This is a genomic window from Paraburkholderia bryophila (genome assembly GCF_003269035.1).
Lineage (GTDB): Bacteria > Pseudomonadota > Gammaproteobacteria > Burkholderiales > Burkholderiaceae > Paraburkholderia > Paraburkholderia bryophila.
In genome coordinates this window covers 25,327-47,992 of the sequence record NZ_QLTK01000044.1, presented here as the reverse complement: position 1 = coordinate 47,992, position 22,666 = coordinate 25,327, and the positions used below count along the sequence as shown (strand labels likewise).

At 62.6% G+C, this 22,666-nt stretch carries 16 protein-coding genes; 1 reads left to right on the top strand and 15 read right to left on the bottom strand.

What is annotated here, in order from left to right:
- Positions 1-577: 577 nt before the first annotated feature.
- Genes BX591_RS33920 through BX591_RS33910 form a run of 3 tightly spaced genes read right to left on the bottom strand, consistent with a single transcriptional unit; the run spans position 578 to position 3,406 of the window.
- Entirely contained in the window at positions 578-1,282 is a 705-nt protein-coding gene (locus BX591_RS33920; RefSeq protein ID WP_111935676.1) for a response regulator transcription factor, read from the bottom strand.
- Positions 1,283-1,317: 35 nt separating this feature from the next.
- Positions 1,318-2,715 carry a HAMP domain-containing sensor histidine kinase gene (locus BX591_RS33915; protein WP_111935675.1) on the bottom strand — a complete coding sequence of 466 codons (1,398 nt, stop codon included), beginning with the start codon at positions 2,713-2,715 and terminating at the stop codon, positions 1,318-1,320.
- 13 nt (positions 2,716-2,728) lie between these two features.
- The gene (locus BX591_RS33910) at positions 2,729-3,406 is read right to left on the bottom strand and encodes a response regulator transcription factor (RefSeq protein ID WP_111935674.1); all 678 of its coding nucleotides are present in this window, start codon (positions 3,404-3,406) and stop codon (positions 2,729-2,731) included.
- A gap of 382 nt (positions 3,407-3,788) precedes the next feature.
- On the opposite strand from BX591_RS33910, the gene BX591_RS33905 reads away from it, so the two are divergent.
- Positions 3,789-4,154 carry a DUF4148 domain-containing protein gene (locus tag BX591_RS33905; RefSeq protein ID WP_111935673.1) on the top strand — a complete coding sequence of 122 codons (366 nt, stop codon included), beginning with the start codon at positions 3,789-3,791 and terminating at the stop codon, positions 4,152-4,154.
- Positions 4,155-4,259: 105 nt separating this feature from the next.
- Here the strand turns inward: BX591_RS33905 and BX591_RS33900 are convergent, their stop codons facing one another.
- The 12 genes from BX591_RS33900 to BX591_RS33845 form a co-directional block, all read right to left on the bottom strand.
- Positions 4,260-7,478, bottom strand: coding sequence for a multidrug efflux RND transporter permease subunit (locus BX591_RS33900; RefSeq protein ID WP_111935672.1), 3,219 nt, complete (start codon positions 7,476-7,478; stop codon positions 4,260-4,262).
- Between the two features lie 12 nt (positions 7,479-7,490).
- A complete protein-coding gene (locus BX591_RS33895) occupies positions 7,491-8,060 on the bottom strand; it encodes a GNAT family N-acetyltransferase (RefSeq protein WP_111935671.1) in 570 nt (189 codons plus the stop codon).
- Positions 8,057-8,626: a GNAT family N-acetyltransferase gene (locus BX591_RS33890; protein WP_244147194.1), complete on the bottom strand. Its 570-nt coding sequence runs from the start codon at positions 8,624-8,626 to the stop codon at positions 8,057-8,059. Before BX591_RS33890 ends, BX591_RS33895 begins: the two co-directional genes overlap by 4 nt.
- 43 nt (positions 8,627-8,669) lie before the next feature.
- Positions 8,670-10,031: a TldD/PmbA family protein gene (locus BX591_RS33885; RefSeq protein ID WP_111935669.1), complete on the bottom strand. Its 1,362-nt coding sequence runs from the start codon at positions 10,029-10,031 to the stop codon at positions 8,670-8,672.
- Complete coding sequence (locus BX591_RS33880; RefSeq protein WP_111935668.1) at positions 10,031-11,467, bottom strand: TldD/PmbA family protein; 1,437 nt, start codon at positions 11,465-11,467, stop codon at positions 10,031-10,033. Before BX591_RS33880 ends, BX591_RS33885 begins: the two co-directional genes overlap by 1 nt.
- A 31-nt stretch (positions 11,468-11,498) precedes the next feature.
- A complete protein-coding gene (locus BX591_RS33875; protein ID WP_111935667.1) occupies positions 11,499-13,148 on the bottom strand; it encodes an ABC transporter ATP-binding protein in 1,650 nt (549 codons plus the stop codon).
- Positions 13,145-14,257 (bottom strand): ABC transporter permease, encoded by a 1,113-nt coding sequence (locus BX591_RS33870; protein ID WP_111935666.1) that lies wholly within the window; start codon positions 14,255-14,257, stop codon positions 13,145-13,147. The genes BX591_RS33875 and BX591_RS33870 overlap by 4 nt, the downstream gene beginning before the upstream one ends.
- Positions 14,211-15,263: a microcin C ABC transporter permease YejB gene (locus tag BX591_RS33865; protein ID WP_111935665.1), complete on the bottom strand. Its 1,053-nt coding sequence runs from the start codon at positions 15,261-15,263 to the stop codon at positions 14,211-14,213. Before BX591_RS33865 ends, BX591_RS33870 begins: the two co-directional genes overlap by 47 nt.
- Before the next feature lie 8 nt (positions 15,264-15,271).
- Positions 15,272-17,176, bottom strand: a complete 1,905-nt coding sequence (locus BX591_RS33860; RefSeq protein WP_111935678.1) for an extracellular solute-binding protein — start codon at positions 17,174-17,176, stop codon at positions 15,272-15,274.
- Between the two features lie 290 nt (positions 17,177-17,466).
- On the bottom strand, positions 17,467-20,202 hold the full coding sequence (locus BX591_RS33855) for a TonB-dependent receptor (RefSeq protein WP_111935664.1): 2,736 nt from the start codon (positions 20,200-20,202) through the stop codon (positions 17,467-17,469).
- 376 nt (positions 20,203-20,578) lie between these two features.
- Positions 20,579-21,154, bottom strand: a complete 576-nt coding sequence (locus BX591_RS33850) for a helix-turn-helix domain-containing protein (RefSeq protein WP_111935663.1) — start codon at positions 21,152-21,154, stop codon at positions 20,579-20,581.
- 302 nt (positions 21,155-21,456) lie between these two features.
- Positions 21,457-22,662, bottom strand: coding sequence for a tetratricopeptide repeat protein (locus BX591_RS33845; protein WP_111935662.1), 1,206 nt, complete (start codon positions 22,660-22,662; stop codon positions 21,457-21,459).
- Positions 22,663-22,666: the final 4 nt, after the last annotated feature.

Genomic DNA, 22,666 nt, shown 5'->3' with positions numbered 1-22,666 from the left:
CCGCTGAATAGCGTTTCATCTTCCATTCGCTGTCCGCCCTCCATCTTTACACTAATCGGTTCGGCTGAGGCGACAACTAGCCTGACATGGAGGGCCGCAAAGAAAAGTAGGCAAAAGAAAGCGGCTCACACCGCCAGCTCATAAGTGGGTTCCGTGGTTCGCGATGGGTCGTGGTGCATCTGGAATCCGTGCTCTCGCGCACTCCGCGCCAGTGACACAGCCGTCATTCATCCCGCCTCGCGCAAGCGCTCGCCGGAACGGACCGCTTAAAACCAGTAGGGGAAAACGACTGGGGGGCGCGCGCAGCGCCGCCGGAGGAATGACTGCTGTGTCACGAGCGCGGAATGTGCGAGAACACAGATTCCAGATGCACCACTACCGTGACTGTGCGGGGGACCCGCTTAATGGTTAGCGGTGTGAGCCGCTTTCTTTTGCCTACTTTTCTTTGCGGCAGGCAAAGAAAAGTAGGTGCCCCCCGCACAGGGGGAACACTAATAGACCACTAACAACCCAAGGAAAGGCCAACACCGCAAAAACCCCACCCCACCCAACCCGCCGAGCAGGCCCAAACCCCCGATCAAAAACCAACAGAAACCTGATACCCAAACCGACTAACAGTCTCAATCCGAACCTCAGGCACCACCCCAAGAATCTTCCTCCGAAGTCGTGAAACGACGAGATTAACGCTAGAAGGATCGACATCATCCTTCTCAGGCCACGCGTAGCGAATCAACTGATCCCTGGCAACAGGCGCATTCACCTGTCGCAGCAGGCACTCAAGCAAAAGAAACTCCCGCCGCGTAACCGCAACCCGACGCCCCGCAAAAACAAGTTCCCGAGTCGCGGCATCGAGCGAAGGCACATCGACAACAGCAACCCCCTTGGCACCAGACACAGCCCCCCCGGAAGCGGCACCCCGCCCCACCCTCTGCAAAGCCTGCATCCGCTCATGCATTTCAATAAACGAATAAGGCTGACAAAAACACGCATCCGCACCAGCCCGCAAAACGCGAGTGCGCTCCTGCGCGGAGGCCACCCCCAAAACGGCCACAATCGCCGCCCCGCTCCCCGCGTCGGCAAACTCCACGACAAACTCCAGCAGCGCGGAATACGCGCCCGCATCCAGCACCATCAAGACAATCGCATCGAACGGCTCCTGCCCCGCAAGAAAAACCCCATCCCGCAGATCGTCGGCGCGCTGCAAACTATGGGCACTCTCCTGCAGCGCCTTGAACAGCCATGCTGCTTCCGGATGCGACGGCCCCACGAACAGGACGCGCATTCACCCCTCCGTCATGACAAGATAAACACGCAAGCTCATGCCAACGTCCGCGACCAGCATTCGATGGAAATCTTCGCCCCCGGTTGCGCACTGCCGATCTTCATCGTGAAATCGTGCACCCGCATGACGGCGGAGACAATGCTCAACCCTAGTCCCGATCCGGACAGATGCCGGGTACTTTCGCCACGATAAAACCGCTGCAACACCGCATCGCGTTCATCGGCGGCAATGCCGGGACCGTTATCGATAATATCCACTTGCGGCCCGGCGGAAGTCTGCCGAAGCTCCATGCGCACAACGCCCCCTTCGGGCGTGAACTTGATTGCGTTGTCCAGCAGATTGCTCAACGCCTCGAACAGCAGCGCGCGATCGCCATGAATCGCTTCAACCGGTTGCGCATGCACGGAAAGTCGAATCGCACGGCTCTCGGCGAGCGGCTCGTACAGCTCGCCGACTTCCTGGATCAACGTCTCCAGTTGCACCTCGCCAAATCCGCCGCGCCGCTGCAAGGTGCCGATCTCGGAGATCCGCAACATCGCGCGGAAACGGTCGAGCAACGCGTCGGTCTCGGTGCGGGCGCGCTCCACCAGCGCCGACAATTCGGCGTCGTCGAGCGTGCCGGTGTGTTCCGCCGCATGCGCAAGCAACGTTCGCACATGCGCCAATGGCGTGCGCAGATCGTGCGCGATGCCGTCGCACGCGCCCTTCACTTCGTTCATCAGCCGTTCGACTTCCGCCAGCATATGGTTCACCAGATGCGCGAGCATATCCACTTCGTCGCGTCCGCCAATCGGCAGACGCTGCGCGAGATCGCCCTGGGCAATGCGTTGCGTGACGCGGCGAATCGCCTTGAGCCGGCGCATTTGCCGCACGCTCAACGCCAGCCCGCCGGCCACACCCGCGAGCAGGCAGACGATCCCGCCGCTCACCAGCGCGTCGATCACCGCCTCGCGAATCCGCAGAATATGCGTGAGATCGCGCGCGATCACGAGCGTCGAGCCGTCCTTGCGCCGCTCGGCCATTGCGCGGACGACCGGCGCCTGATCGTTGCGCCCCATCGAGAGCGCCAGATCGAGTGTCTTGCCTTTGCGCGTGGTGGGCAATTGCGTCGGATACACCAGCACGTCGCCGGCAATCAGGCGGCCATCAGCGGCGAACAGCCCGTAGTAATTCGTATGCATGCGTTCGTGCTCGATGCGTCGGTGGATCGCATCGGCGAGGCCGGTGTCGGGCAGCGAGTCGAAGTAGATCAGTTGCCAGTCCATCACCACATCGGTCTCGCGCTCCATATCGCCGGTCACGGCCCAGCCGATGAAACCCAGCAGGAGCATCACCGAGAACGAAAAAATGACCGCGTAAATGGAGAGCAGGCGAAAGGTCGTGGAATGCCAGCGCCGCCCGAGCGCAGATTGAGCGGGGAAGGATGTGTCCATCAGGAAGAGTGGTTCATGCGAGGATATAGCCCGAGCCGCGCACGGTCTGGATCATTTGCGTCACGCCGGGCGGATCGATTTTCTTGCGCAGGCGGCCCATGTGCACGTCGATCAGATTGGTGCCCGGATCGAAGTGATAGCCCCACACCGCCTCGAACAGCATCGTGCGCGTGATGGTCTGCCCGGCATGACGCATCATGAATTCGAGCACGCGGTACTCAGTGGGCAGCAGCACGATCTCTTCGCCGTCGCGCTGTACCTTGCGTGAAATCAGATCGAGTTCGAGCGGACCGACCCGCAGATGGGTTTCGAGTTGCGCGGCCGGCGTTTGACTGCGTCGCAACAATACTTCGAGGCGTGCGGTCATTTCCTCCGGATCGAACGGCTTGGTCAGATAATCGTCGCCGCCGGCACGCAGACCGCGCACCCGTTCATCGACATCGCCCAGCGCGCTCAGCATCAGCACCGGCGTTTGAATACCGACGCTGCGCATGGTGGTGAGAATCGTCAGACCGTCCACGCCGGGCAGCATGCGGTCGAGCGTGATCACGTCGTAGTCTTCGCTGATGGCGCGCGCCATGCCGTCGCGGCCGTTGGCCACCCAGTCCACAGTGAAGCCGCGACTTTTCAACTCACCGACAATTTCATTCGCGGTAATTTCATCGTCTTCGATCGTGAGTACTCGCGACATGATCAATGCATGCGCCGCAGCCAGCTCTGCCGATGCAAGCGACGGACGCGACCGGTTATCAGTGGAAGGACATGATGCCATATTCGGCTTGCGCGTTCAGTGCACGGGCGTGCGCTTCGGCGGCTGCCGGGGCTCTACGCGAGTGCATCCCCGCAGGCTACGCGGAGTTGCATGGCGGATGAATATCCGCTTCATGAAGAAATATTTAAGTTGGGCGCAAGAACGCCTGAAAGCGGTTCAAAGCCTTTCAAACCCGCACGCGCCTCGATAAAACATATTTCATTTTGCCGACGCCGCTTCGGTATACCGCCTCCCCTAGCCTACAGCCATCCCGCCGATCGTTCTGGCGGTCCGACTCGATCCTTCCCGTGGATGGTAAAAAATGAAACTCGCAACGAAGACCCTGCTCGCCTCCCTGCTGCTGATCGGCAGCGCATCGGCCATGGCCGCGCCCGGCCTCACGCAGCAGCAATGCAACGATTATCCGTTCACCCCGCTCAAAAGCGAAGTGACGCACAAGCAATTGATGAACGAGCTGGGTGAACTCGAAGCGGTAGGCTACAGCCCCAGCAATGACGACGACGACTATCCGAGCGACCTCGAAGCCGCCCAGCAGAAACTACAAGCCGAATATCGCGCGGACTGCATGCCGGCGGCGCCGCATGTGTCGGCCAGCGCGACGCAGACGCCGGCGGGTACGGCGACGCCCGCGGCAGCGCAAGCGGTGGTGAATCAGCCGGCAGGTTGAGCGCCGCGTGAAGCGGCGCTGCGTGGTTCAGCGTGCGGAACGCACTGCGTGCAGGCCTGAAACTTCGCGAGACGCTGCGGTTTGGTTGCAACCGCAACGTCTGCGTCAACGCCCGTTGGTGAGTTGCGCGCGTTCGTTCTCGCTAGAACGCTCGCGCTGCGCGCGCTCCGCACGCCTTTCGTCGCGCTTGCGATGCAGCGCTGCCAGCCGCTTCTTGCCGTGCGTGAGCGACGCGATCGCATGGAACGCGACCGGCGCGAATATCAACCCGAACAACGTGGCCGCCAGCACGCCGCCGAACACACCGGTACCGATCGAGCGGCGGCTCTCGGCCCCCGCGCCGCTCGACACCACCAGCGGCACGACACCGAGCAGAAACGCCGCCGACGTCATCACGATCGGCCGGAAGCGAGCGCCCGCGGCTTCGGTCACGGCGCGCGACAACGGCATGCCGCTCTGATACAGATCGCGTGCAAACTGCACGATCAGAATCGCGTTCTTCGCCGCGAGGCCGATCACGGTGATCATGCCGACCTTGAAATACACATCGTTGGGCATGCCGCGCAACAGCACCGCGCTGACCGCGCCGATCACGCCGAGCGGTACGACCATCAGCACCGCCAGCGGAATCGTCCAGCTTTCGTACAGCGCGGCGAGCGCCATGAACACCGCCATCAGCGACAGGCCGATCAGCATCGGCGTGAGCCTGGCGGCGGCGGTTTCCTCGCGTGCCGCATCGACCCAGTCGTAGCTGACACCGACCGGCAGCGACCCGGCCAGCCGCTCCATCTCCGCCATCGCCGCGCCGGAGCTGTAGCCGGGCGCCGCGTGGCCGCTCACGTCGAGCGACGGGTAGCCGTTGTAACGCGTCAGCATCACCGGGCCGATGGTCCAGTGACGCGTCGCGATGGCCGACAACGGCACCATGCCGCCCGTCGTGTTCGGCACGGAGAGCGCGAGCAGATCGTCTTCGGTCATGCGGGTGGCGGCGTCGGCGGAAATCACGACACGGCGCATCCGGCCGCCGGCCGGAAAGTCGTCGATATAGGTCGAGCCGAAGGTGCTGCCCAGCACGTCGGTAAGCCGCTCGAACTGCACGCCGAGCGCATACGCCTTGGCCCGGTCGACGATCAGCTCGACGCGCGGTGCGTCGGGCAGATCTTCCGAATGCACCGAGGCCAGCACCGGACTCGCCTTGGCCTGCGCGAACAGTTGCTCGCGCGCGGCCTTCAGCGCGTCGAGCCCCACTCCGCCACGATCCTCGAGCCGGAACACGAAGCCGTCCGAATGACCGACGCCCGGCACCGCGGGCGGCAACTGCGCTTCGACGTCGCCGTCCAGAATCTTGTCGAACTTCTCGTTGAGACGATCACGCAACACCAGCGCGTCGGTATCGCGCTTGTCCCAGTCCTTCAGTTCGACGAAGCCCATCGCCACGTTTTGCCCACTCCCGGCAAAGCTCCAGCCGATCACACTGGTCACGTTCGCAATCGCCGGTTCGGCGTGAAGAATCGCTTCCATGCGCTTCACCACGGCCAGCGTCCGCTCCTGCGTCGCGCCCGCGGGCAATTGCACCATGACCTGCAACTGGCCTTCGTCCTCGCTCGGCAGAAAGCCGCCGGGCATGTGCCAATACAGCGCGCCGCACACGCCGACCAGCACGACATACACGGCCAGCATCGGCCCGATCCGGCGCAAGGTGCGCGCGGTCAGCCCGCGATAGCCGCTCGCGGCACGATCGAAAGCCGTGGTAAAACGGCTTGCCGCGCGCGCCGCGAAGCCGAGCGGACCACGCCGCGCTTCGCGCTGATGCACCGATTTCGTGTGGGCCTTCAGCAGATTCGCGCACAACGCGGGCGTCAACGACAACGCCATGAACGACGACACCAGCATCGACGCGATCATCGCCACCGCGAACTGCCGGTAAATCCCGCCGACGCCGCCCGGAAAGAACGCCATCGGCACGAACACCGCGGTCAGCACGGCGGTCACGCCGACAATCGCGCCGCCGATCTGCGACATCGCCTTGCGGGTCGCCTCGCGCGGCGGCAGGCCCTCTTCTTCCATCACGCGATGCACGCTCTCCACCACCACGATCGCATCGTCGACGAGAATGCCGATCGCGAGCACGAGGCCGAACATCGTGAAGACGTTGATCGACAGGCCGCAGGCGTACATGGCGAGAAACGCGCCCATCAGCGTGACCGGAATCACCACGGTCGGCACCAACGTGTAGCGCAGATCGCGCAGAAACAGCCACATCACGAAGAACACCAGCACCACGGCTTCCGCAAGCGTGACGAGCACTTCGTGAATGGCGATCTGCACGAAATGCGCGTTGTCGAATGGAATTTCGACGGCGACGCCGCTCGGCAAGCTCTTCGACAATTCCGCCAGGCGCGCGCGAATCGCATTGGAGGTTTCGAGCGCGTTACCGCGCGGTCCCAGTTGAATGCCGACGGTGGCCGACGCCCTGCCGTTCAGGCGCGAATAGAACGTGTAATTGTCGCGTCCGAGTTCGACCCGCGCGACGTCGCGCAGACGCACCGCCGAGCCGTCGGGCCGCGCCTTGATGACGATCTGGCCGAACTCCTCGGGCGAGATCAGTTGCCCTTTCACGCTGACCGAGGCAGTGAGCTGCTGACCCGGCACGAACGGCGCGTCGCCGATCGCACCCGCCGTGACGGTAGCGTTTTGCGCGCTGATCGCGGCGTTCACCTCGGTCGGGCCAATGCCGTACTCGCGCAGCTTCATCGGGTCGACCCACACGCGCAGCGCCTCGTCGGCGTCCCACAGTTCGGCCGCGCCCACGCCCGGCGCGCGCTTCAGTTCGCGCAGCACGTAGCGGCTCAGGTAATCGCTCAATTGCACGGAATCGCGCGTGCCGTCGGTGGAGGTGAGCGCAACCAGCATCAGGAACGTATTGGCGGCCTTGAAGACGCTGATACCCTGCTGCACGACCTGCTGCGGCAAGCGCGGCTCGACCTGCTTGAGACGGTTCTGGATGTCGACCAGCGCCATGTCCGGATTGGTGCCGGGCGAGAACGTCGCGTCGATTTCGAGGTTGCCGAGGTTGTCGCTCGTGGTCTCGTAGTACAGCATGTTGTCCGCACCATCGAGACTCTCCTCGATGATGCTGCCGACGTTCCCATCCACGACCTCGGTCGACGCGCCCGGATAGGTCGCGGAAATGACGATGCGCGGCGGCGCCAGACGCGGATACTGCGCCACCGGCAGTTGCGGAATCGCGAGCGCGCCTGCCACGACGATGGCAAGCGCGACGATCCACGCAAAGACCGGGCGGTCGATAAAGAAGAACGGCAAGCGTGAGTCCTTTCAGAGAGACGTGACAGGCGTGAGCGGCGTGAAAGCGGGTGCCTCCGCGAGCCGCGCCATATGCAGCGCGTCGGCCAGCACGCCGTCGCGCAGCGCGTAGCCGCGCGAACGGCCTTCTTCGACGAAGCCGAACTTGCGATACAGCGCGATGGCCGGCGCGTTGTCGGCGAACACCGTGAGTTCGATGCGGCGCAACCCGAGCGCGCCGTCGGCGCTGTCGACCAGTGCCTGCACCAGCGCCGTGCCGACGCCCCGCCCATGATACGCGTCGTGCACGCAGATCCCGAGCTCCGCACCGTGCGAGCGCGCGCGCGGGTAGACACTCAGCCCGGCGTGGCCGACCAGTTGCCCGTCCAGCCACGCGCCGACCGTCACGCCCTTGCCGAGGCGCCGCTCGTGCCACGCGGCGATCTGCTCGACAGTGCGATAGCCGAGTTGCAACGTGCCGCGGCGTACGCCGGGCAGGCTCATGATCGCGGCGAACGCTTCCATGTCGGAAGGCTCGGGCGCTTTGATCGTGATGCGATGCTCGAGCGCCGCCGCGTCGCGATGCAATGGTTCGTTTTTCATGGCTGCGTTCCGTTGCTTTGCGTGGCGTCCGCCTTCAGGGCAGACGTAGCCGGCGCGGCCATGAGCGGCGCGGGTTCGTGAAAACGCGCCATCATGAAGCTGTCGATCAACACGCCACGCCGCAAAACCGCGCCACGCTGGCGCACTTCGATCTCGAAGCCGAACTTGCGATACAGTGCCAGCGCCGCGCGGTTATCCGCGAACACGTTCAGTTCGAGACGGCGCAGCCCCAGCCAGTTATCCGCGAGATCGAGCAGTTCGACCATCAGGCGGCGGCCGATACCGCGCCCGTGCCACGCGTCATGCACGCTGATACTGAACGAACCGGCATGCGCGCGGCGCCCTTTCATGGGCGACAGTTGCGCCATTCCGACCAGCGTGTCGCCGACCGTGGCCACCATGGCAATCGTGGTGGGATCGATTTTGCCGATCGACTCGCGCGTTTGTGCGAGCGTCTCGAACGGTACGTGCGGATTGCCGTCGACCACCGCCGGCAACTGCAGCAAGGCGTGGTATTGCTCGGCATCGCTGGGACGCAACGCGCGCAGCGTCAGTCCCTCGGGCAAGCTCCCAGAATCTGATTCTGTTTTTTCGTGTTGATCCATAGGCCTATAACGTCAATTCGAAGGACCTCACCAGAATGCCGGGCAGTTGCATGCCGCCCGTCGCGCGCTCGCCCCATGTGGAGTCGCTCAATAGCAGTTCGGCCTGCGCGCCGAGTTGTTCCAGTTCGCTACCGAGCAGCCGGTACAGACTATCGTCGAAACGCATGGCTTCGAGCGGTGCGACGATCTCGCCGTTTTCCACCCAGAAGGTGGCGAAACGCGTCATGCCGGTCAGGCGGCAATTCATGCGGTCGGAGAAGTTCACGTACCAGAGATTGCCGATATAAAGGCCGGTGCCGAGTTTCGCCAGCACGTCTTCTTCCGGCAGGTCACCCGCTTTCATGGACAACGCCACCGGCGACTCGCTCGCCAACGCACCGTTCGGCGTCAAACCGTATTCGCGTGCGCTGCGTGCGTTGGTCAAACGTTCGGCGCTACGACCGGCTTCGATCAGTGGGACGCTGTCACGCAGATAGCCGTCTTCGTTGAAGCTGGGCGTAATGCCGAGACTCAGATCTTCGCTGATCGAAACGCGCGGGTCGACTACGATTTCTCCCACATGCAGTTTGTACAGTTCGCTGCGCGAGCTCGCCTGCGCGCGCGCGGAAAAACCGCTCCATGAAGCGACGCCGAGTAATTCGGCAAGCGCGGCGGGGGCGATCCACGCGCGGTAACGGCCCGGCTCCAAGGCGCGCGGTGTGCGCGCGAGCACCTCGAGACGCGCGGCAGCCTGCTCGACCTTGCGAGTGAACACGGCGTCGCTCCAGTCGTCGCCGGCGTAGCTCGTTTTGATCGCGCGACCGCTCGGGTCGTACAGCGACCAGCTGAAGTTGAAGTTGTCGACTTCGTACCAGCCGCGGCTGCCGCTCGTGGACGCGAAGCCGCGCACGATCGTGCCGCCCGCGTAAAAGCCCACGAAATCGAGGCCTTCGGCCGCTTGCGCGACGGTGCGCAGCAAGCCGTCCGGCTCCGGCAATTTGCCGGAGCGCTGCGTGGCACGCGCCCATTTCGAGGTGTCGAACAGCAGATGCGGATCGTCCGCGGCATCGCGCAAGCCTTCGCGCAACGTGGCGAGCGCGGCGCTCACGTCGTCGAGATCCTGTTGCAGATCGCCGCACACGGTCAGCGTGGAATACGCCTGGCGCGCACCGTCGATCAAACGCAAGGTCAGCTTGCCTTGCGATACGCTGCCGGTTTGCCGCACTTTGCCCGTATTGAAGCGGATAAAGTCGGACTGTTCACCGGCAAACGAGCTGAGCGTGGTCTCGCCGTCTTGCTGCAGGCGCTCGATCGCGTCCGCCAGCGACGTGAAATGCTGTTGCCAGTCGACCGACTTGGTGGCGCGCGAAGCCATGAACTGATTCATCAGGCGCCTCCGAACACGTCGATATCGCTAAACACGCAAGCCGGCGAGGCATGCCCCACGCGAATGATCTGCGCCGGTTCGCCTTTGCCGCACATGGACGTGCCATACACCTCGCGCGTGCCGGCATTGCCGACCGCGCTCAGACTGCGCCAGAAGTTCGCCGAAATGCCGCGATAGTTCGGCTGCTTGACCACTTGCGTGAGCTTGCCGTTCTCGATCAACTGACCGAATTCGCAGCCAAACTGGAATTTGTTGCGATGGTCGTCGATCGACCAGGACGTGTTGGTGCGCATCAGAATGCCGTGTTCGATATTGCCGATCATCTGTTCCAGCGAACTCTCGCCGGGTTCGATGTTCAGGTTCGCCATACGATCGATCGGCGGACGGTTCCAGTTCGACGCCCGCGAGTTCGCCACGCCTGGCATGCGCGCGCGTTGCTGCGACAGCGCGCCGCCCAGCGGCCGTTCGAGCACGCCGTTGCGAATCAGGAACTGCTTGTCGGCCACCGTGCCGTCGTCGTCGAAGGCATACGAGGCGGCTTCCTCGCGCAGTTCCGGGTCGAAGGTGACGTTCAGCAGGTCCGAGCCGTAGCGGTACGAGCCGAACATGTCCTGCTTGACGAAACTCCAGCCCGCGAAATTGCGCTCGTCGCCGAGAATGCGGTCGAGTTCGAGCGGATGGCCGATCGACTCGTGAATCTGCAGCATCATCTGATCGGGCATCAGCAGCAGATCGCGTTTGCCCGATGGGCAATTCGGCGCGGCCAGCAATTGCAGCGCTTCATTGGCGACGCGTACGCCCGACCCTTCGAAGCCGAAGCGCGCGAGCACTTCGATGCCGCCCTGTCCGAGCGTGCCGTAATTGCCGCCGAGCGTACGGACCTGGGTGTCGCCATTCGCATGCGCGGCCACGCTCAGTTGCGGCATCACGAAGCGGAATTGCTGGTCGATCCGCACGCCGTCGCCGGTCATATAGAGCTGGTCGGTATGCGTGACCTGCACGCCCGCCACGCGCTCGACGATCTTCGCGTCGAGATTGGCGCTCGCGCATTCGGCGGCCAGCATGTCGAGCCATTCGGCGCGGCCCGGCAACGCGCGTTGCGCATTCGGCGACACGTAGTGGCCGCTCGCGGTGGGACGCGCCACCTCGCGATGATCGATCAGCGACAACGCCGCGCTTGCCTGTGCGCGCGCGGTGGCGATATCGAGCGCAGCCTGCAGGCCCGCCGCCGTGAGATTCGCGGTGGCCGCGTAGCCCGAACCCGCGCCGACCCACGCGATCAACATGGCGCCGCGATCGCGCACGGTGCGCAACGGCTGCGCGATGTCGTTGCGGATTTCGTGGTCGTCGATCTGCTCGTCCACAATGCGCAGCGACCAGAACGTCGCGCGGCTCGTCAGCGTGCGGGCGGCTTGCGCCCAACGTTCGTCAATCATTCACGTGTCTCGTAGATCTCGTGGAAAACGATCAGGCGGTCGGCTCCGGCACGATCATGGATGAGGCCAGCAGCGACTGCGTGTAGGGATGCGACGGTGCGTGCAGCACGTCGAGCGTCTCGCCGGCTTCGACAATGCGGCCCGACTTCATCACGATCACACGGTGCGCCATGGCGCGCATCACCGCCAGATCGTGCGTAATGAACAAATAGCTAAGCTTGTACTTTTTCTGCAGATTTGTCAGTAGATTCAGCACCTGTTTCTGGATCGACACGTCGAGCGCGCTGGTCGGCTCGTCGAGCACCAGCAGTTCCGGCTCGACCGCCAGCGCGCGGGCAATCGCGATCCGCTGACGCTGGCCGCCGGAAAACTCGTGCGGATAGCGCAGCATCGCCTCCGCGGGCATGCCGACTTCTTCGAGCAGGCCGCCGATGCGCGCGCGCCGCGCTTTCGCATCGAGTTCCGGACTATGCATGACCAGACCTTCGCCGATGATCTGCTCGACCGTCATACGCGGCGACAGCGAACCGAACGGGTCCTGAAACACGACCTGCATGCGCGCATAGAGCGCACGGCGCGATTTCGCCGTTTTCAGCGTGGCAAGCGGCAAACCGTCGATATGAATCGCGCCGGCCGCCGGTCGCTGCAGACCGAGCACGGTCGCCGCGAGCGTCGACTTGCCAGAACCGGATTCACCCACGATGCCGAGCGTTTCGCCGCGCCGCACGCTGAGATCGACGTCCTGCACCGCGCGGAACGTCGAGCGACCGAACAGCGAACGCCAGCCTTTCGCGGACGTGCTGTAGTCGACCGCGAGTCCCTGCACTTCGAGCAGACGGGGGGCGCCCGGCTCGACCGGCTCGACCGCGCGTTGCGGTTCGCTGTCCAGCAGGCGCCGCGTGTACGGATGCTGCGGATTGGAGAACAGCGCCTCGGTCGTATTGGTTTCGACCAGCACGCCCTTTTCCATGACCGCCACGCGCTGCGCGAAGCGCTTCACGAGATTCAGGTCGTGCGTGATCAGCAGCACGGCCATGCCGCGTTCCGCCGCTTCCTGTTCCTGCAACGAGATCAACAGATCGACGATCTGCTGACGCACGGTGACGTCGAGCGCGGTGGTCGGTTCGTCGGCCAGCAGCAAACGCGGGCGGCACGCGAGCGCCATGGCGATCATCGCGCGCTGACGCTGGCCGCCCGACAGTTGGTGCGGGAAACTGTCGATCCGCCGCTCCGGCTCGGGAATGCCCGTGCGCCGCAGCAGTTCGATGCCGCGCTGACGCGCCGCGTTGGGCCGCAAACCTTCGTGCAAGCGCAGGCTCTCGGCAATCTGCTTGCCGATCGTGAAGAGCGGATTGAGCGCGGTCATCGGCTCCTGAAACACCATCGCGACATCGGCGCCGCGCAGACCACGCATCTGCTGCTCCGTTTTCTGCAACAGGTCTTCACCGTCGAGCAGCATGCGGCCGCTCAGTTCGGCATGTTCGACCAGACGCAAAATCGACAAGGCGGTGACGCTCTTGCCGGAACCCGATTCGCCGACCAGCGCGACACGCTCGCCGCGCGCGATCGAAAGACTCAGTTCATGCACCGCGATCTTGTCGCCGAACCTGACGGAAAAGCGGTCGATTTCCAGCAGCGGCCGGCCGTTCTGCACCTTACCCGATCCCTGTTTGGCGCTCATCGCGGACCTCCACCGAAAGCGGAACCCCGCGTACGGGTATCGAGTGCGTTGCGCAACGCGTCGCCCATGAAGGTCAGCAGCAACAACGTGATCACCAGCGCGGCGAACGCCGACACCGAGATCCACCATGCGTCGAGATTGTTCTTGCCTTCCTGCAGCAACTCGCCGAGGCTCGGCGTCGGCGGCGGCACCCCGAGGCCCAGAAAGTCCAGACTGGTCAGCGACAGAATCGCCGCGCTCATGCGGAACGGCAGGAACGTGATGACCGGCGTCAGGCTGTTCGGCAACACGTGGCGCCACATGATCTGCCAGTTCGACAGCCCCATGGTGCGCGCCGCCCTCACGTAATCGAGCGAACGGTTGCGCAGGAATTCGGCGCGAACATAGTCGGACAGCACGAGCCAGCCGAACATGGACAGCAGAATGAACAGCAGCCACAGCGTCGGTTCGAAAATCGATGCGAAGATGATCAGCAGGTAGAGGTCCGGCATCGAACTCCAGATTTCGATCAGGCGCTGGCCGATCAGATCGGTGCGCCCGCCGTAGAAGCCCTGCACCGCGCCCGTCAATACACCGATCACCACGCCGGACACCGTCAGCGCCAGCGCCATCAGCACCGACAAACGGAAGCCGTACAGCAGCCGCGCCAGCACATCGCGGCCAAACTGATCCGTGCCGAGCCAGTTCGACGACGTCGGCGGCGCCGGATACGGGTTAGCCGCGAAGTAGTCGATCGTGTCGTAGTTGAAGTGATTCGGCGGATAAATCGCGAAGTTGCCGTTCGATTCGAGCCGCGAGCGGATATACGGATCGAGGTAGTTCGCCTTGGCCGGGAAATCGCCACCGAATAGCGTTTCCGAATAGTCCTTCACGATCGGAAAGTAGTAGTGGCCGTCGTAACGCACCATCAGCGGCCGGTCGTTGGACAGCACCTCGCCGAACAGGCTGACGACGAACAGCGTCACGAAAATCACCAGGCTCCAGTAGCCGAGACGCTGCCGCTTGAAGCGCTGCCACGTACGCCGCCACGGAGACGGCGACGCCGCGTGCGCCGCACTGGACTCAGCGGTCCAGGCGGTTGAATTGGATGCGGGGGTCGACGAGGACATAGCAGACGTCTGCGATAAGTTTGGTTACGAGGGCGATCAGCGTGAACAGGAACAGCGAACCGAGTACGACCGGATAATCCCGGCGGATCACCGAGTCGTACGACAGTTGGCCCATGCCATCGAGCGAGAACAACGTTTCGATCAGCAGATTGCCATTCAGAAACGCACCGACGAAGGCCGCCGGCAAACCGGTCAGCAGCGGAATCGCGGCGTTGCGCAGCACGTGTTTCCACAACACGTCACGCTCCGGCGCGCCCTTCGCGCGCGCGGTCAGCACATATTGACGGCCGATCTCTTCGAGAAAGGTGTTCTTGGTCAGGATCGTGACGATCGCGAAGTTGCCGACCACCGAAGCCGTCACCGGCAGCACGATGTGCCACAGATAGTCGAGTACCTTGCCGAACGTGCTGAGGTCGCTGAAGTTATCCGACGTGAGGCCGCGCATCGGAAATACCTGCCAGAAGGTGCCGCCACCGAACAGCATCAGCAGCAGCACGCCGAGCACGAAGCCGGGAATCGCGTAACCGGCGAGTACCAGCACGCTCGTGACCGTGTCGAAGCGCGAGCCGTTGCGAATCGCTTTCGAAATTCCCAACGGCACCGATATCAGATAAGTGAGCATCACGGTCCACAGTCCGAGCGTGATCGACACCGGCAGCTTGGAGCGGATCACGCCCCAGACGCTTTCGTGCTCGTAGTAGGACTGGCCGAGATCGAAAGTGGCGTAGTGCTTGAGCATCAGCAGATAGCGTTCGAGCGGCGGCTTGTCGAAACCGAACTGCTTCTTGATCTGCTCGATCTGTTGCGGATCCACGCCCTGGCTGCCATGGTAGCCGCCGCCCCCTGCCCCCGCCTCTCCGCCACGGCCAGCGCCGTGGCGGAGTTGCGTCATCACCTGTTCGACCGGCCCACCCGGCACGAACTGCGTGACGACAAAGGTCAGCGTGACGACACCGAGCAGCGTCGGCACCATCAGTAGCAATCGTCTGAGAATGTAGGCAATCATGCGGGTCCTCAGTGGGTCGTGGCCGCTGATGCAGCGGTGGCGGCGGCGGTGTTCGAAGCGGCCTGGGCGGCCGGTGCCTTGACGTACCAGTAGTTGATCACCCAGTCCTCGTACTGGTACGACATCGGCACGGTCTTCGGAAAGCCGAGCGTGGTCTTGTAACCGATTCTCGCACCTGGCGAGTAGTACTCGGGCACCAGATAGAACGAATAGATCAGGACACGATCCAGTGCCTTGGTCGCGGCTTCCAGATCCTCGAGATTGTCGGCGGTCAGCGCGGAGTGAATCAGCGAATCGACGGCTTTCGAACGGATGCCCGGATAGTTCTCCGAGCCGACTTCCGAGGCCGCGGCGCTGCCGAAACGGCGCGTCAGTTCCGCACCCGGAATCGTCACCGGCGGGTAGATGAACGTGGTCATGTCGTACTCGAAGTTATTCAGCCGCTTCTCGTACAACGCGCTGTCGATCTCACGCATGTGTGCCTGAATGCCGAGTGTGCTGAGCGCCTGCATATACGGCAGGATCAGGCGGTCCATGCCCGGCTGGTCGTCCATCACCTCGATCGTCATCGGCGTGCCATTCGCGTCGCGCAACGCGCCGTCGCGATAGTGCCAACCGGCTTGCGCGAGCAGATCGCGCGCGGCGCGCAGATTGCCGCGCAGCGAGTTCGGCGGAATCGTGTTCGGCTGCTTGAGCATCGGCCCGAATACTTCGGGCGGGACTTCACCCTTCAGCGGTTCGAGCAACGCGAGTTCCTTCGGGCCCGGCATACCGGTCGCACCGAACGGGCTCGCTTCGAAATAGCTGTTGGTGCGACGGTACTGACCGTAGAACATCATCCGGTTCATCCAGTCGTAGTCGAGCGCCATGGTCAGTGCCCGACGCACGCGCGGGTCCTTGAACATCGGCTTGCGCAGATTCATTAGCATGCCCTGCATCTGCGCGGGACCGTCGCTGAACTCGCCCTTCTTCAACAGGCCGTTATCGAAGTTCTTGCCAACGTATTTGCGCGCCCATTGGGTCGCGCTGTACTCGACGATCGCGTCGGCGTCGCCGGCCTTGAACGCTTCGAGTTGCGTGTAATGGTCGCGGTACAGCTTGAACGTGATGCGCTCGAAGCGGAACATGCCGCGCCGCGACGGCAGGTTCGCGGCCCAGTAGTCGGGGTTGCGTCGATAGGAAATCTGCTTGTCGTTCTTGCGGTCTTCGATCAGATACGGGCCGCTGCTGATCGGCGGCTGGGTCGCGATCTGATCGAACGGCGGACGTTTGCCGTCGGGCTGCATGCCCCACTTCGGCGAGAAAACCGGCAGATCGCCGGCAATCAGCGGCGCGTCGCGCTCGGCGTGTTTAAAGTCGAAACGGACCGTGTTCTTATCGATCACCGTCACGCTTTTAATCACCGAGAACTGCGCATTGAAAACCGGCGAAGCGTGCGAGCTCGTCAACGTGTCGAACGAATATTTGACGTCGGTGGCCGTGATCGGATCGCCGTTGGAGAAGCGCGCGGCGGGATTGATGTGGAACGTCGCGGATTTCAGGTCGGCGGCGACCTCGACGTCGTCCGCGATCAGCGGGTATTCCGAGGCGAGTTCGTCCCAGCTGCGCTGCATGAGCGTGTCGAACATCAGGATCTGGATGTCCGGGGCCGGCGCGCCGCGCAACAGGAACGGATTCAGTGAATCGTAGGTTTGCAGTTCGTTGTAGTTCTCGAAACTGAGCGAGCCGCTGGTCGGCGCGTCGGGATTCGCGTAGTCGAAGTGCGTGAAATTGTCGGGGTATTTCGGTTGATCGTATTGCGCGATCGACGGTTTCGCCTGCGCCACGTGCGGGATCGTGGCGAGCACGACAAAAGCGCCGACTGTGCCATTGGCCAGCGCAACTGTCATCGAGGCGCGCGCGGCGCGGCGCATCGCGACGAGTGAACAGCCCAGTGCGTCGTACAGGCGCAGCAGTCCGGTTTTCATCATTCTTTTCGTCAGCCCATACAGTGCGCACCGGCTTGTGGCCCGCACGCGATTCAACCCGCGACGCGGCAACAGCCGGTCGCCATTGCCGGTGCGAGTCGATCCGTTACAACGACAGCCCGTATGCACCGTCGTCGCAAGAAAGTACTCGACCAGAACATACCGCTCCGGTTCCTTGACTGCAAGAAACCGGAGCGGCAGATCCTTTCTGATTCTTCAGCCTGATCGCTCAGACATCAGAACTTGTACGTTGCGCCAACCTGTGCAAAGCGGCCGATGTACGAGTAGATCGATTGGTCGTAACCATTCTGATCCAGCGTGCCGTTCGCGAAGATCGGATCATACGGAGGCGTGCGATTGAAGATGTTGTCGATGCCGCCGAAGATCGTCCAGTGCTTGAAGCCCGTGTACGTCACCATCAGGTTGAACTGGCTGTACGAACCGACCTTGCTGGTGGCCGGCGACAGGTTCTGTGCGTACGGACCCGTGAACTGCCACGTGAGCGCCGCGTCGAACTTGTGATACGACCAGTCCACCGTGGTGTTGCCCTTCCAGCGCGGGAAGCTGCCGCCGAACGGTTGCGTGAGGGTGTAGTTGTTACCCGCACCGTTGACCGGCGCCTTGCCCGGCGAACCGATCTTGAAGCTGTTCACGTAGGCCCAGTCGCCCGACAGGGTGAACGTACCGGCGGTCGTGGTCGGCAATGCCTGACGGAACGTACCTTCAAAGCCGTTCGTGTCGAGGTAGCCCAGGTTTGCGTACGGAATGACCTTGTACAGCAGGTTGCCGTTGGCATCGAGCACGGTCTGCGACGGTGAGCCTTGGCCGATCACGTTATCCACGCGAATCTTGTACCAGTCGAAGCCGATGTCGGTCGTGCGGGTCGGCGCCAACTGGAAGCCGATGTTCAGGTTACGCGTGCGTTCCGGGGCGAGATTCGGATTGCCTTCGGTAATCGACGTGTAGTTCTGGCCCGACGCCTGGTCCACCTGGATGCCCAGCGTTTGCGACTTGCTGTTTTCCACGAACGTCGGCGCACGGAAACCGCGGCTATACGACGTGTACATCGTCAAGGCTTGCAGCGGCTGGTAGCGCAACGCGAAGCGCGGCGAGAACGCACCGCCCACATCGCTGTAGTGGTCGTAACGGCCCGACTGGCTGAACGTCAGGTTGTGGATGATCGGAATGTCGACCTGGTAGTACACGGCCGCCACGTTGCGCTGACCGTTCACCGTCTGCAGATTCGGGTTGATGACCTGACCCGTCGCGAACGCGGCGCCCGGGTTCATCACTTCGCTCTGGTGCGTGAACTGCGCTCCCATACCGAAGCCCACATCGCCGGACGGCAGATGGAACAACGTCGGCGTGGACAGCGTTGCGTCGACCGTGTCGAGCTTCGAGATCGCCAGGTTGTTAGCATCCTGATACAGACCGTTCAAACCATTAGGCGTCGCCGACGGATTCGCGAAGTCGAACGTACCGTTCTGGTAGATGTTGGTCAGTGCATTCGCGTTCAGCTGGTTCGTGTACGTGTTCGAAACCGTGCTTTGCGAATGGCTGACCGACGTTGCCCAATCCCAGTCGCCGTTCGGCAGACCGAACGAGCCCTTGAGACCGGTCGACGCGCGCCAGTAAGTGGCATACGTCTTTTCCGCCACCGTGTTCGGGAATGCGTACGTGAGCGGCGTATCGACGCCGTACGGGTTGTACGGGCTGCCTGCCGGCACGTTGATGTTGAACGGCGTGAGCAGCTTGGTCGCCGGGTTCATGACCAGCGTCGGATTCTGCGGATTGCCGACCACGTTGCCCCACAGACCGTCATTCGTGGTGGTCGTGTTGCTGCTGATCAGGAAGTCGCCGAATGCGGTCGTCTGATCGTTGATCTTGAAGTCGGCGTGAACCTTGGCGTTGAAGCGCTCCATCATCGGCGCGATCGACGTGCCTTCCGCGGTGTTATAGCCGCACACCGTGCCTGGCTGTCCAGCCGTCAGCGAGTTGGTGGCCGACGGGTGCACCGAGCCGCCGAAGCCGCAACCGCTCAGCGCCTGCGGGCCGCCGGGCGTATTCCAGTACGACGGTGCCAGCAGCGAGAAGCCGCCCGGCTGATTCGTGAAGTCCTGGTTGCGGGTCGAGTCACGGTCCGCCAGCGTAAAGCCGTTCGACTTGTAATAGCTCGCCGCGGCCGTCACGTTGAAACGATCGGAGTTCAGGTCGCCGAAACCGCCCAGCACGCCGAACTTGGTCGTGCCGGCGCCGCCGCCGCCATTGATCGCGCTGCCGTAGCTGCCGTCGAGTTGCAGACCCTGGAAGTCGTGCTTCGTGATGATGTTGACCACACCTGCGACGGCGTCCGAGCCGTATTGCGACACGGCGCCGGTCTTCACGATTTCGATCCGGTCGATGTCGTTCAGCGGCAGCGTGTTCAAGTCGAAGAACGAGTCGACGCTGTTCGAGAAGAATGCGAACGGCGCGACACGTTGTCCATCCACCAGCACCAGCGTGTATTTCTCGCTCAGGCCGCGCAGTGCGATACCTGCAGCGCCCGCGGCAAAGTTGCCAGACTGGCCTTCGCTCCAGCTATTCGCCGAGTTGGCCGAGGTGTCGCGCAGAAAGTCGGCGACCGTCGTCGCGCCGCTATTCAGAATGTCCTTTTGCGTCACCGTCTGCACCTGATTGAAGCCGACCTTGTCGGAACTCCGGATCAGCGAACCGGTGACTTCGAACCGCTTCAGTTGCTGGACGTTGCCCTTACCCGCGGCAGGCGCGGCGTTATCCGCCGACGGTGTTGCAGCAGCGCCCAACGCGGCAGCCGCGGGCGTAGCCGGCGTGCTTTCCGTGGTCGTTGCGCCTGCCGCGGCACCCGTCGGGGCCGGCTGGCTTTGTGCGAACGCCGGTACGGCGATTGCGGCCGACAATGCCAGTTCAGCCCAGATTATTCTTTTGATGGCCAGCGCCAATGCCCGTTGTTTCATTTTTCCCCTTCTCGCTCGTCAGTAAGGCCACAGCTGTATGTGAGAGAGATCTTATGAATCTCTCTACTCGATATACGGCGATCTTGCGCCGCGCTCCGTTAAAGCCACTCCACTCTCTTTAAGGCTTCTCTAACCGGCGACGACATGCCGGCACCGCAAGTTCAGCCAAAAGGCGGAGCACTTCAAATAAGTCAAGTTTGGACTACCAAATTATTACAAACGAAATGCGCAGCGCTTTCTAATTGATTTCACTTCTTATGTCATACAACGTATTGCGGGAATGAAAGGCGATCCAACCGCCCGAACTTCCTTTTAACCTTAAGTCATGCTTACAGATATGAATCGACTGATTTCGCGAGAAATTCCGGGTGCAGCACTAGAACAACCGCGGTGTGCCCACCCACACGAGTACCGCTTCTTCACCGGCGGTATTGGCCCAGGCATGCGGCACGGTGGACTCGTAATGCGCAGTGTCACCAGCCTGCAACACGAACGTCGTACCTTCCAATGTGAGCGAGATCTCTCCGCTCATCACATACAGAAACTCTTCCCCTGCGTGTGTCGTGACCTCCGACGGGTGTTGTCCCACCGGCATTCTGACGAGAATGACTTCCAGCTTGCTGCCGACCGACAGGTTCGTCAGCCGTCCAAAAAGATTCGCGCTTCCGTCGAAGCCGAAGTACTTCAGTTCGTTACCCCTGCGCACCGACCGGTCTTCGGTCGGCGTGTCGACGAAGTACTGCACCGTGACGCCTAATGCTCGTGCAATACCTACCAGCGACGTGATCGAAGGTGTTGCATGACCACGCTCCACCTGCGACAGAAACGGTTTGGAAATACCTGCAGTCTTTGCCACTTCATCCAGCGTGCGCTTGAGCCGTTGGCGAAGCGCGCGGATTTTGCTTCCTATTGAGACTGCTACCTGTGCCTTGTTATCGAGTGGCAAAACCATAGCAAGACAGAATCCCGTAGTCAAAAATAGTTTGATAGAAGCTAATTAAGTTCCATGATTTGCAACACTCTCCGTAAAGCACGCTGGATAAGCGTGATGAGATGCCGCCACGAAACGTTCTACCAGGTTGGTCGACCTGAGACGCCCATGCTCTCCGTAAGCCCCGCGCTGGTTGCGCGTTCAACCTTGTCCAGGCAGCGGCGAGTGCGTGGACACTACTCGGCGAACGCGCCTCACAGGAATCGATAGAGGATTGCTTCGAACGCGCGTCGCCAGATCAAACACAGCAGAAAAACAGGTTCCTACTTTGAGGCCACCAGCACCCACAAGCGGGCGAGGTCGGCTGAGCCGTCTGTGCCCTTCACCGTCCGGAAAGTTTGCAACGCCCGGGCTTTGTCGCCGGCGACGTAATACGCCACGCCGAGATGCAGTTGCGCCTGATCCGGGTGGTCGAGACCGCCCTTTGCGATGGCTTCGTCCATGGCGGCCAGACCTTGCTTGACCTGCCCCGCGAATACCTGGTTGAAACCGGCATTCAGAGGCGAAACCGGGTTAGCCGGGTCGGCGGGCGCTTGCGCGCGTTTCGCCGCGAGTGCCTGCAGACGCTTCTCGCGATCGGCTTGCGCGTCATGTCCGAGCACGCCGGACGTAAAGCCCTGGTCGATCACCTGCTTGCCTTCGGCGGTTGTGCCCGCAACGATGGCGAGTTGGGTCATCTCCATGTAGTCGTCGGCGGTCGTCAACGAGCCGGTTGCGCGACGCAGACGATACGTGTCGATGTCGAGCGCGGACGAATAGCCGGGCTTATTGCGAATCGCCGCGAACATGTCATCCCAATACGACTGCTTCGGATGGTAGGCAACCAGCTTTTCCAGCGCGCCGCGGTAGGTCGCGTCGTCCTTCACACGCTGCGCACAAGTGCCGAGCAGTTGCAGTTGCGATTCGTCCGGTGCGTGACCGGCGCGCGCCTGCGCGTCGATACCCGGCTTCAGCAAACTGACCACACTCGCGCAATCGTTCGACAGGTAGTAGGACTGAACCAGCAGCGTGCGCATGTCGGGATCGCCGCCACCCGCTTTCAGATAACGCTGCGCGACCTTGGCCGCTTGCGCGTAGTTCTTCTGCTGGAAATAGATGCCCGCGAGCGCCGCGGAAGTACGTTGCTCGTCGGCACCGCTCAATTTGCCGGAACTGAGGAGCGTTTCGTACGATTGCGCGGCGATACCGTTTTCACCGGCAGCCGCCGCGGCCGCGCCACGCATCTCTTCGATCATGGTGCTTTCATACGGCGTCTTGCCAGGTACCGCGGCCGCCTGGTCGATCTTCGTCAACGCGTCCTTGTACTTGTGCGCGCGATACAGATCCTGCGCGGCGTTCAGCGGCTTCGCCACGTCCGGCCGCAAGGTGTCCGCTGCGTGAGCGGCGAGCGGCAGCATCGCGAGCGCGGACAGTCCGCCGACAGCGGCTGTAATGACAGCGCGCTTGAAGCGTTGATGGATCGTTAGCATTGCC

What these genes read in the sequence shown, in the direction of transcription:
- BX591_RS33920 (WP_111935676.1), bottom strand. Translation starts at nt 1,282, where the DNA reads ATGCGCGTCCTGTTCGTGGGGCCGTCGCATCCGGAAGCAGCATGGCTG.
- BX591_RS33915 (WP_111935675.1), bottom strand. Translation starts at nt 2,715, where the DNA reads ATGGACACATCCTTCCCCGCTCAATCTGCGCTCGGGCGGCGCTGGCAT.
- BX591_RS33910 (WP_111935674.1), bottom strand. Translation starts at nt 3,406, where the DNA reads ATGTCGCGAGTACTCACGATCGAAGACGATGAAATTACCGCGAATGAA.
- BX591_RS33905 (WP_111935673.1), top strand. Translation starts at nt 3,789, where the DNA reads ATGAAACTCGCAACGAAGACCCTGCTCGCCTCCCTGCTGCTGATCGGC.
- BX591_RS33895 (WP_111935671.1), bottom strand. Translation starts at nt 8,060, where the DNA reads ATGAAAAACGAACCATTGCATCGCGACGCGGCGGCGCTCGAGCATCGC.
- BX591_RS33885 (WP_111935669.1), bottom strand. Translation starts at nt 10,031, where the DNA reads ATGAATCAGTTCATGGCTTCGCGCGCCACCAAGTCGGTCGACTGGCAA.
- BX591_RS33880 (WP_111935668.1), bottom strand. Translation starts at nt 11,467, where the DNA reads ATGATTGACGAACGTTGGGCGCAAGCCGCCCGCACGCTGACGAGCCGC.
- BX591_RS33875 (WP_111935667.1), bottom strand. Translation starts at nt 13,148, where the DNA reads ATGAGCGCCAAACAGGGATCGGGTAAGGTGCAGAACGGCCGGCCGCTG.
- BX591_RS33870 (WP_111935666.1), bottom strand. Translation starts at nt 14,257, where the DNA reads ATGTCCTCGTCGACCCCCGCATCCAATTCAACCGCCTGGACCGCTGAG.
- BX591_RS33865 (WP_111935665.1), bottom strand. Translation starts at nt 15,263, where the DNA reads ATGATTGCCTACATTCTCAGACGATTGCTACTGATGGTGCCGACGCTG.
- BX591_RS33860 (WP_111935678.1), bottom strand. Translation starts at nt 17,176, where the DNA reads ATGCGCCGCGCCGCGCGCGCCTCGATGACAGTTGCGCTGGCCAATGGC.
- BX591_RS33855 (WP_111935664.1), bottom strand. Translation starts at nt 20,202, where the DNA reads ATGAAACAACGGGCATTGGCGCTGGCCATCAAAAGAATAATCTGGGCT.
- BX591_RS33850 (WP_111935663.1), bottom strand. Translation starts at nt 21,154, where the DNA reads ATGGTTTTGCCACTCGATAACAAGGCACAGGTAGCAGTCTCAATAGGA.
- BX591_RS33845 (WP_111935662.1), bottom strand. Translation starts at nt 22,662, where the DNA reads ATGCTAACGATCCATCAACGCTTCAAGCGCGCTGTCATTACAGCCGCT.